Genomic DNA, 10119 nt, shown 5'->3' with positions numbered 1-10119 from the left:
TTGGTATCGTTCTTCTCGGCTGAGGTGCTTGTACATTGGGCAATTTCGATTTGGCGGTTAAAGCGGCCATGATGCTCTCGCATCCTCAGCCACCTATAACCAGTTCATCTTTGTTGCACTTCGTCCTTGAATCCGCCAAATGTGATGCTGCCGCTGCGAATGGGCACCGCCCCCATGAGTGACTTCAGCAACGAGGTTTTACCCACGCCGTTGCGCCCCAAAAGCACGGTGATCTTGCCGAGTTCGGCGGTGAAACTGACGTCACGCAAGATGTGCGAGCCGCCGTAGTACTGGTTGATGTTGTTGACTTCTAAGAGGGGCATGGTGTGTGTCTCGTTTTTTAGTTTGAGCCTCAACGGCCCAAATACACCTCGATCACGCGCTCGTCGGCTTGCACCTGTGCCAGCGTACCTTGCGCCAGCACAGAGCCGTCGCACAAGACGGTGACAATGTCTGAGATGGTGTTGATGAAGCTCATGTCATGCTCCACCACCATCAGCGAGTGCTTGCCTTTCAGCGTCAAAAACAACTCGGCTGTGCGCTCTGTTTCATAGTCGGTCATGCCGGCCACGGGCTCGTCGAGCAGCAACAACTTGGGGTCTTGCATGAGCAACATGCCGATCTCTAACCATTGCTTTTGGCCATGGCTCAAATTACCAGCTTGACGGCTCACGCTGTCTTCCAAATGAATGGTTTTCAGCACCTCGCCCAATCGATCACGTTGCGTGCCGTTGAGCTTGAAAAACATCGAAGCGGCAACCCCTTTGTGGGTTTTCAAAGCCAGCTCTAAGTTTTCAAAGACGGTCAGCTGTTCAAACACCGTGGGCTTTTGAAACTTACGACCAATGCCCAACTGCGCGATTTCAGGTTCGTTGTGACGCAGCAAATCAATGGTGCTGCCAAAAAATACTTGACCTGAATCGGGCTTGGTTTTGCCGGTGATGATGTCCATCATCGTGGTCTTGCCGGCGCCGTTCGGACCAATGATGCAACGCAACTCGCCAGGCGCGATGTCGAGCGACAAACCGTTGATGGCCTTGAAACCATCGAAGCTCACATGCACATCTTCCAAATACAAGATGCGACCGTGGGTCAAGTCCAACGAGCCGGGCTCGTGAATGCGGCCAAAGCTTGCACTGCGGTCACCCGAGGTCACCTCGGCCACCACACGGGCTTGGTGCGTGGCCAAGCGTTCTGCGCCTTGTTCAAACAGATCGGGGGTCATGCTTTCTCTCCTGCCTGTTTCTTGGCGCTCAGTTTTTGGACCAAGCCCACCACACCGTGCGGCATGTAAAGCGTCACGCCAATGAACAGTGCACCCAAGAAATACAACCAAAATTCAGGGGCCGTCACGGTCAACCAACTCTTCATGCCGTTGACCAAGAAAGCCCCCACGATGGGGCCAATCAGGGAGGCACGACCGCCCACTGCCGCCCACACGGCGATCTCAATCGAGTTGGCTGTGCTCATTTCGCTGGGGTTGATGATGCCCACTTGCGGCACATACAGCGCGCCTGCAATGCCGCACATCACAGCCGAGATCACCCAGATGGTCAATTTGTACGGCAGCGGTGAGTAGCCCGAAAACATCACGCGGCTCTCTGCATCACGAATGGCTTGCAACACACGGCCAAACTTGCTTTGCACCAACCAGCGGGCGAACACGTAGCAGCCCAAGAGGCAAGCGCTGGTCATGACAAACAACGTCATGCGCATGGCCGGCGTGGCAATGGGCAAGTCCAAGATGCGCTTGAAGTCGGTGAAGCCGTTGTTGCCACCAAAACCCGTTTCGTTGCGAAAGAACAGCAACATCGCAGCAAACGTCAACGCCTGCGTGATGATGGAGAAGTACACCCCTTTGATGCGTGAGCGAAACGCAAAGTAGCCAAACACCCAAGCCAGCACGCCAGGCACAGCGACAACCAAAATCAAAGTGGCGATGAAGCTGTCACTGAAGGTCCAGTGCCATGGCAAGGTTTTCCAATCGAGGAACACCATGAAGTCGGGCAAGTTACTTTTGTAATTGCCGTCGGTGCCGATCTGGCGCATGAGGTACATGCCCATCACATAACCGCCCAAGGCAAAAAACAAACCGTGGCCGAGCGACAAGATGCCGGTGTAGCCCCAAATCAAGTCCATGGCCAAGGCACAGATGGCGTAGCACATGATCTTGCCAACCAAGCCTACCGCGTAGTCACTCATGTGAAACAGGCTGCTCTCGGGTACCCACAGATTGAGCACCGGCACCACCGCGCACAGCGTGACGAGGGCCGCCAAGAAAGCCACCCACGCACGGCGACTCATCAGAGGGGCGGGTTGAGGGAGTTGCATCGCAGAAGTCATAGTCGTTGTTGTTGTGTGCATATCAAGCCTCGGCACTTCGGCCCTTCATCGCAAACAAACCTTGTGGGCGTTTTTGGATGAACACAATGATGAAAATCAACACGGCAATCTTGGCCAACACGGCACCCGCCACGCCTTCAAGCAATTTGTTCATCAACCCCAAGCCCATGGCGGCGTACACCGTGCCTGCGAGTTGGCCTACGCCACCCAACACCACCACCATGAAGGCGTCGACGATGTAGTTTTGCCCCAAGTCAGGACCCACGTTGCCAATCTGGCTCAACGCACAACCGGCCAAGCCCGCAATGCCACAACCGAGTGAAAACGCATAGGTGTCAATGCGGGCTGTGTTCACCCCCAAGGCGGAGGCCATGGGGCGGTTTTGGGTCACGCCGCGCACAAACAGGCCCAGACGTGTTTTGCTGATCAACAGGGTCATGCCGACCAACACGAACAAGGCAAAACCGATGATGACCAAGCGGTTGTAGGGCAAGGACAAATTGGCCAGCAGTTGCACGCCACCGCTCATCCATGAAGGGTTTTCAACCCCCACGTTTTGCGCGCCAAACAAGCTGCGCACACCTTGCATCAAACCCAAGCTGATGCCCCAAGTGGCCAACAGGGTTTCAAGGGGTCGGCCATACAAGTGACGCAGCACCAAACGTTCCAGCACCGCGCCCACCAAGGCGGCGGCCAAGAAGGAAGCAGGCACGGCCACCAACAAATACGCGTCAAACATGCCCGGCAAGTACTGGCGGAACAAGCCTTGCACCACGTAAGTGGCGTAAGCGCCAATCATCATCAACTCGCCGTGCGCCATGTTGATCACGCCCATCAAGCCGTAGGTGATGGCGAGGCCCAAGGCGACCAGCAGAAGAATAGAGCCCAAGCTGATACCGGTGAACAAAGCCCCCAGCTTTTCGCCCCAGTTGAGCGCCGCCTGAATGGTGCTGAGCGAAGCCTCTAATTGGCTACGCACTTGTTTGTCTTGCTCTTCGCTCAAACGTTGGTTCAGCAAGAGTTGGGTGTCGGGGGTTTGGCTGTCGGCCAAAGCTTTGGCAGCGGCTAAACGCGCTTGGGCGTCCGTGCTGTTGAGCATCACGGCGGCTCGGGCCAGCAACATGTGGGTTTTGACACCCGAATTCTGTTCAACGGCGAGTGCTTTTTCCAGCATGGCCAGCTTGGTCGGATCGGGCTCTTTCAGCATGGCTTTGGTCGCGGCCAGTCGCAGCGCGGCATCGGGGCTGAGCAGTTGCAACGCGGCCAAAGCGGCGTCAATCTCGCCGCGCATGCGGTTGTTGTTGATCACGTCTTCTGCACCCTCGGGCAGGGATTGCGCGTCACCTGTCACGGGGTCTGACGCTTTGCCATCGCGCACGATCAACACGTGTGTGCCGCTGACTTTGACAGCATCGTCCGCCATGGCTTGCATGAAGGCTGCAGTCTTTTCGTCAGGCGATGCGAGCGCTTGTTGCAGCGCTGTGATGCGGGCGTCTGTCTCACCGAGCGTCAAGGCACGGGTTTGCTCAGACGTCAGCGCCATCGCTGAGGAAGCAAACAACGCGGCACAGCTCAAGGTGACGGCAGCCAAAGAGAAAGAAGAAATTCGAGTCATCAGTGTTCCAAAAAGAAAGAGGGAGGGCATCAGCCCTCCCCCAAGTTCATCCCTTGGAGAGGGTTTACTTCTTCACAGGCTCATCAGACTTCTTGTCGTTGCCTTCGATGAATGGGCTCCATGGCTTGGCTTTCACAGGGCCGGGTGTCTTCCAGACCACGTTGAACTGGCCGTCAGCCTTGATCTCGCCAATGAACACCGACTTGTGCAAGTGGTGGTTTTTCTCGTCCATCTTCGAGGTGATGCCGCTTGGCGCCTTGAAGGTTTGGCCAGCCATGGCAGCGATCACTTTGTCGACGTCGGTGGACTTGGCTTTCTCCACCGCTTGTTTCCACATGTTCACGCCGATGTACGTCGCTTCCATGGGGTCGTTGGTCAAAGGCTTGTCTTTGTGGCCAGCGATGTTGTGTGCCTTGGCGTAAGCAGACCACTTCTTGATGAACTCATCGTTGGTGGGGTTCTTGATGGACATGAAGTAGTTCCATGCGGCCAAGTGACCGACCAAAGGCTTGGTGTCCACACCGCGCAACTCTTCTTCACCGACAGAGAAAGCCACCACGGGCACGTCTTTGGCTTTCAAGCCAGCGTTGCCGAGTTCTTTGTAGAAGGGCACGTTGGAGTCACCGTTGATGGTGGACACCACAGCGGTCTTGCCACCGGCCGAGAACTTCTTGATGTCAGCCACGATGGTTTGGTAATCGGAGTGACCAAATGGGGTGTACTTCTCATCGATGTCGCTGTCTTTCACGCCTTTGCTTTTCAGGTAAGCGCGCAAGATTTTGTTGGTGGTACGTGGGTACACATAGTCGGTGCCCAACAAGACCCAACGCTTGGCAGCGCCGCCGTCTTTGCTCATCAAGTAATCCACAGCAGGGATGGCTTGTTGGTTAGGGGCAGCACCGGTGTAGAACACGTTTTTGCTGAGTTCTTCACCTTCGTATTGCACGGGGTAGAACAACAAGCCGTTGAGCTCTTCAGCCACAGGCAACACGGACTTGCGAGACACAGAGGTCCAGCAACCAAAGATCACCGAAACTTTGTCTTGCGTCAGCAACTGCTTGGTTTTCTCAGCAAACAAAGGCCAGTTGGATGCGGGGTCGACCACCACGGGCTCGAGCTTCTTGCCCAATACGCCACCCTTGGCGTTGATTTCGTCAATGGCCATCAATACGGTGTCTTTCAACACGGTCTCAGAAATAGCCATGGTGCCCGACAAGCTGTGCAGCACGCCAACTTTGATGGTGTCTGCTGCAAAAGCCTGCGGCGCAATCACAAACGATCCGACCGACAGCGCTGCGGCGGCAGCCAGGGCCTTGAGGTTTCCTCGACGATTCATCATGGGGTTCACTCCAAAAAAATTAGGTTGCGGTGTTCAGCGGGCATCTCATTCACTCGCTTGTAAGACCTATTGCAAAGCTTGTGCCAACTTGTGGTTTGCCTAGATGCTAAAACGGGGATCTATAAGGAGCACGCCCATCACGAAACCACAGACCAAGCTGCGCACCAACTTTGATCATGAAGACAAGTGCGCACCACAATGGACGGCCTCAGCGCACCTTGGTGCACGCACCAAGAAGGCAGATACGCACCAAAGTTGTCACAACATGGCAGCATCTGGGCCCGATAAGAAGGCACACAAGTTGCATACTCTGAGGCACTATGGAACTCACCCCTCGCGAAAAAGACAAACTCTTGATCTTCACGGCCGCCTTGTTGGCCGAACGCCGACAAGCCCGAGGCTTGAAACTCAACTACCCCGAGGCCGTGGCCCTGATCAGCGCTGCGGTGATGGAGGGTGCACGCGACGGTCAAACCGTGGCGCAACTCATGAGTGCCGGACGCAGCGTGCTGACGCGCGCCGATGTGATGGACGGCGTGGCCGAGATGATTCCCGACATCCAAGTCGAAGCCACCTTTCCCGACGGCACCAAGCTCGTGACCGTCCATCAACCCATTCTTTGAAATTCTTTTGACCTTCTTTTGACCCACGTTTTGGGAAACCCCACCATGTCACGTCTTGCTTCTTGCATTCGCCTTCTTGCCGTATTGCCCTCTCTCGCTGTCGCCCACGAAGGCCACGGCATCGAAGGTGCCTCGCATTACCACGCCACCGATGTGTGGGGCTTTGTTTCTATGGCTGTTGCCGCTGCGCTTGTCTGGTGGTTCACCGGTCGCGGCAAATAACCACACGAGGCACGTATGACACCCGGTGAACTTTTGATTGACGAGGGCGAACACGCCCTCAACCCAGGACGGCGCACGCACACCCTCGTGGTGCAAAACGCCAGTGACCGCCCCATTCAAGTGGGCTCGCATTACCACTTTGCAGAAACCAATGCGGGCTTGCGCTTTGACCGCGCGGCCGCACACGGCATGCGCTTGAACATTGCATCGGGCACCGCCGTGCGTTTTGAACCCGGCCAACAACGCACCGTTGAGCTCGTCGACCTGAGTGGTGAGCGCAACGTCTTTGGCTTTCGCGGTTTGGTGAATGGCGCGGTAGATCAAGTCGCTGTCGATAAAGGACACACGTAATGGCAACCATCGGCAAACGCGCTTATGCAGAAATGTTTGGCCCCACCGTGGGCGATCGCCTTCGCTTGGCCGACACCAACTTGGTGGTTGAGGTTGAACAAGACTTCACGCTCAAAGCAGGCGGCTACGGGGAAGAAGTGAAGTTCGGCGGCGGCAAAACCATCCGCGATGGCATGGCGCAATCGCAGCGCACACGTGACGGAACAGGCGCGGGCCCACAAGCCGGCGGCGCGGTAGACACCGTGATGACCAACGCGCTCATCATCGATCACTGGGGCATCGTCAAAGCCGACATCGGTTTGAAAGCTGGCCGCATCGTGGCCATTGGCAAAGCGGGCAACCCAGACACACAACCCGGCGTAGACATCGTCATTGGCCCAGGCACTGAGGTGATCAGCTGCGAAGGCAACATCGTCACTGCGGGCGGTGTGGACACACACATCCACTTCATCGCACCACAGCAGATTGAAGAAGCCTTGACGAGTGGTGTGACCACCATGCTCGGCGGCGGCACAGGCCCTGCCACGGGCACCTTTGCGACCACTTGCACACCCGGCGCATGGAACATTGAACGCATGTTGCAAGCGGCGGATGCGTTTCCGATGAACCTCGGCTTCTTGGGCAAAGGCAATGCCGCATTGCCCGACTCCTTACACGAACAAATCAACGCAGGTGCCATTGGCCTGAAGCTGCACGAAGACTGGGGCACCACGCCCGCCGCGATTGACAACTGTTTGAACGTGGCCGAAGCCACCGACACGCAAGTGGCCATCCACACCGACACGCTCAATGAGAGTGGCTTTGTGGAAGACACCGTGGCCGCCTTCAAAGGCCGCACCATCCACACCTTCCACACCGAAGGTGCGGGCGGTGGTCACGCACCCGATATTTTGAAAGTGGTGGGCGAGGCCAATGTGTTGCCCAGCTCGACCAACCCCACGCGCCCCTACACGGTGAACACACTCGACGAGCATGTGGACATGCTCATGGTGTGCCACCACCTCGACCCTGCAATTGCCGAAGACTTGGCCTTTGCCGAGAGCCGCATTCGCCGCGAAACCATTGCAGCCGAAGACATCTTGCACGACCTCGGCGCCATCAGCATGATGAGCAGTGACAGCCAAGCCATGGGCCGTGTCGGCGAAGTGATCATCCGCACTTGGCAAACCGCGCACAAGATGAAAGCCCAGCGCGGCCAGTTGCCCGGCGATACCGACCGCCACGACAACTTTCGCGTCAAGCGCTACATCGCCAAGTACACCATCAACCCCGCCATCGCACACGGCATCAGCCACGAAGTGGGCAGTGTGGAAGTGGGCAAGTGGGCCGACTTGGTGGTGTGGAAGCCTGCGTTCTTTGGCATCAAGCCCAGCATCATTTTGAAAGGCGGCTTCATCGCCATGGCCGCGATGGGCGACCCCAATGCGTCTATCCCCACCCCGCAACCCGTGCACTACCGCCCCATGTTTGGCGCGTATGGCGGCGCGCTGCACCGTGGCTCGCTCACCTTTGTCTCGCAAGCGGGCTTGGCGGCGGGCATTGGGCAGAAGTTTGGGTTACACAAAACCCTCAGCGCCGTGAAAAACATTCGCAGCGTGGGCAAGCGTGACATGATTCACAACGACTACGCGCCGCGCATGGAAGTGGATGCCCAAACCTACGCTGTGCGCGCTGACGGTCATTTGCTCACCTGCGAACCGGCGGTGAGCTTGCCCATGACTCAACGCTACTTCTTATTTTGATGCTCACCTGTTCTAAATTAATTGCTGGCGGCCAAGGTTTGGCCGCTGCGTTGCTCAAACGCGCCGCCACGGTGGAACTCGATTGGGACGTGCGCCAAAAAAGCCGCTTCAATGCCACCGACTCCACCAGCCGAGCCTTAGGTGTCTTTTTGCCCCGCGGCACCTTGGTGCGTGGCGGCGATGTGTTGGTGGTGGAAGACGGCTCGCTCGTGCGCGTACTGGCTGCACCGCAAGAGGTGCTACGCATCACCGCATGCACAGACCATGGTTCGCCCTTTGATTTGACGCGTGCGGCCTACCACCTTGGCAACCGCCATGTGCCCATTGAACTCAAACCCGATCATTTGAAGATCGAGCCGGACCATGTGCTGGCTGATATGTTGCGCGCCATGCACATGACCGTGGTCACCGTGCATGAAGCCTTTGAGCCAGAAGGCGGTGCCTACAGCAGCCATGGCCATGCACACGGATCGCATGACCATGGCCATGTGCATGGCCCCGGTTGTTCACATGACCACTGAACGCATCGCAACGTCCGACACGCCACACGCAACGCCATCGCTGCTGCAACTCATTTGGCTTGCATCGCCTGCGTTGCCAATTGGCGGTTTTTCATACTCTGAGGGTTTAGAAGCTGCGATTGACAAAGGCTTTGTGCACGACGAGCACAGTGCCGGACAATGGCTGGTTGACCAGTTGCACCTCACCCAGTCGCGTGGCGACATGGCTGTGTTGGCGCAAATGGTGGTGGCTTGGCAAGCCAAAGACATCTCACGCCTTGCTACCTTGAGCCAATGGGTGCACGCCACCCGCGAAACCGCTGAACTGCGCTTGCAATCGGAGCAGATGGGACGCTCGATGCTGGAATGGCTGCGCAACCTGAATGCCATCGATGCTGACACCATCGCCCTGTGCAACGGCTGGGTGCCCACGTACCCGCTGATGTTCGCCTTGGCTCTGTCACGCACTGGCGCGCCATTAGACCAATGTTTGCAAGCCTATGCGTTTGGATGGGCAGAAAACATGGTGCAAGCAGCTCTCAAATCGGTGCCACTCGGTCAAAACTCGGGCCAGCGCATCTTGACGCAGCTTGCCCAAGAAATTGCCAGTGCGGTGCAGCACGCGATGCAAACCACTGACGACACACGTCAAGCCTTTTCCCCCATGCTGTCCATCCTCTCGGCACAGCACGAAACCCAATACTCAAGACTGTTTAGATCATGAAAAACTTGCACAACATCGCACACCGCACCAAGAAGCTTCCCCCTCTGCGTGTGGGCATCGGCGGCCCTGTCGGGTCTGGCAAAACCACCTTGCTCGAGATGCTATGCAAAGCCATGCGCGACAAATACGACCTCGTCGCCATCACCAACGACATTTACACCAAAGAAGACCAACGCTTGCTGACCGTGAGTGGCGCGTTGCCCGCTGAGCGCATCATGGGTGTGGAAACGGGTGGCTGTCCACACACCGCCATTCGTGAAGATGCATCCATCAACCTCGAAGCAATTGACCGCATGTTGGTCGACTTCCCCAATGCGGACGTGGTGTTCATTGAAAGCGGCGGCGACAACTTGGCCGCCACTTTCAGCCCAGAGCTGAGTGACCTCACCATCTATGTGATCGACGTCGCCGCAGGCGAAAAGATCCCGCGCAAAGGTGGCCCAGGCATCACAAAAAGCGATCTGTTTGTGATCAACAAAACTGACCTCGCCCCTTATGTGGGCGCTGACCTGTCCGTGATGGAAGCCGACACCATCCGCATGCGCACCAACGCGCAAGGGCTGAAGCCGTTTGTGATGACCAACTTGAGAACGCTAGACGGGTTGAATGCAGTCATTGCCTTTATTGAGAAAAAAGGCATGCTTTCGTAAATCGAGGAAG

11 protein-coding genes and 1 pseudogene are annotated in these 10119 nt (G+C 56.8%); 7 read left to right on the top strand and 5 right to left on the bottom strand.

Annotation, left to right across the window (positions count from 1 at the left end):
* Nucleotides 1-131: 131 nt before the first annotated feature.
* The 5 genes and pseudogenes from RMS95_RS01300 to urtA all read right to left on the bottom strand — a co-directional run.
* Nucleotides 132-323 (bottom strand): annotated as a pseudogene (locus tag RMS95_RS01300) (ATP-binding cassette domain-containing protein); the annotation flags it as partial.
* A 29-nt stretch (nt 324-352) separates the two neighbouring features.
* Nucleotides 353-1225, bottom strand: coding sequence for an urea ABC transporter ATP-binding protein UrtD (urtD, locus tag RMS95_RS01295; RefSeq protein ID WP_310642878.1), 873 nt, complete (start codon nt 1223-1225; stop codon nt 353-355).
* Entirely contained in the window at nt 1222-2331 is a 1110-nt protein-coding gene (gene urtC / locus RMS95_RS01290) for an urea ABC transporter permease subunit UrtC (protein ID WP_310642876.1), read from the bottom strand. Before urtC ends, urtD begins: the two co-directional genes overlap by 4 nt.
* A gap of 34 nt (nt 2332-2365) precedes the next feature.
* The gene (gene urtB / locus RMS95_RS01285) at nt 2366-3958 is read right to left on the bottom strand and encodes an urea ABC transporter permease subunit UrtB (RefSeq protein WP_310642874.1); all 1593 of its coding nucleotides are present in this window, start codon (nt 3956-3958) and stop codon (nt 2366-2368) included.
* A gap of 64 nt (nt 3959-4022) precedes the next feature.
* Nucleotides 4023-5294 (bottom strand): urea ABC transporter substrate-binding protein, encoded by a 1272-nt coding sequence (gene urtA / locus RMS95_RS01280; RefSeq protein WP_310642884.1) that lies wholly within the window; start codon nt 5292-5294, stop codon nt 4023-4025.
* 323 nt (nt 5295-5617) lie between these two features.
* Here urtA and RMS95_RS01275 point away from each other — a divergent pair, with 323 nt between their 5' ends.
* The 7 genes from RMS95_RS01275 to ureG are packed head-to-tail and all read left to right on the top strand — an operon-like array spanning nt 5618 to nt 10109.
* Complete coding sequence (locus tag RMS95_RS01275; protein ID WP_310642873.1) at nt 5618-5920, top strand: urease subunit gamma; 303 nt, start codon at nt 5618-5620, stop codon at nt 5918-5920.
* A 45-nt stretch (nt 5921-5965) separates the two neighbouring features.
* Entirely contained in the window at nt 5966-6142 is a 177-nt protein-coding gene (locus tag RMS95_RS01270) for a hypothetical protein (protein WP_310642872.1), read from the top strand.
* A gap of 15 nt (nt 6143-6157) precedes the next feature.
* Nucleotides 6158-6493, top strand: a complete 336-nt coding sequence (locus RMS95_RS01265; RefSeq protein WP_310642871.1) for an urease subunit beta — start codon at nt 6158-6160, stop codon at nt 6491-6493.
* A complete protein-coding gene (ureC, locus tag RMS95_RS01260; RefSeq protein ID WP_310642870.1) occupies nt 6493-8235 on the top strand; it encodes an urease subunit alpha in 1743 nt (580 codons plus the stop codon). Before RMS95_RS01265 ends, ureC begins: the two co-directional genes overlap by 1 nt.
* Nucleotides 8235-8756 (top strand): urease accessory protein UreE, encoded by a 522-nt coding sequence (gene ureE / locus RMS95_RS01255; RefSeq protein ID WP_310642869.1) that lies wholly within the window; start codon nt 8235-8237, stop codon nt 8754-8756. The genes ureC and ureE overlap by 1 nt, the downstream gene beginning before the upstream one ends.
* Entirely contained in the window at nt 8746-9459 is a 714-nt protein-coding gene (locus RMS95_RS01250) for an urease accessory protein UreF (RefSeq protein ID WP_310642868.1), read from the top strand. The genes ureE and RMS95_RS01250 overlap by 11 nt, the downstream gene beginning before the upstream one ends.
* The gene (gene ureG / locus RMS95_RS01245) at nt 9456-10109 is read left to right on the top strand and encodes an urease accessory protein UreG (protein WP_405023346.1); all 654 of its coding nucleotides are present in this window, start codon (nt 9456-9458) and stop codon (nt 10107-10109) included. Before RMS95_RS01250 ends, ureG begins: the two co-directional genes overlap by 4 nt.
* Nucleotides 10110-10119 lie beyond the last annotated feature (10 nt).

This window comes from Limnohabitans sp. (assembly GCF_031539175.1).
Classification (GTDB): Bacteria; Pseudomonadota; Gammaproteobacteria; order Burkholderiales; family Burkholderiaceae_C; genus Limnohabitans.
Note: the sequence above shows the minus strand (reverse complement) of the source record. Positions and strands in the feature narration are given on the sequence as shown.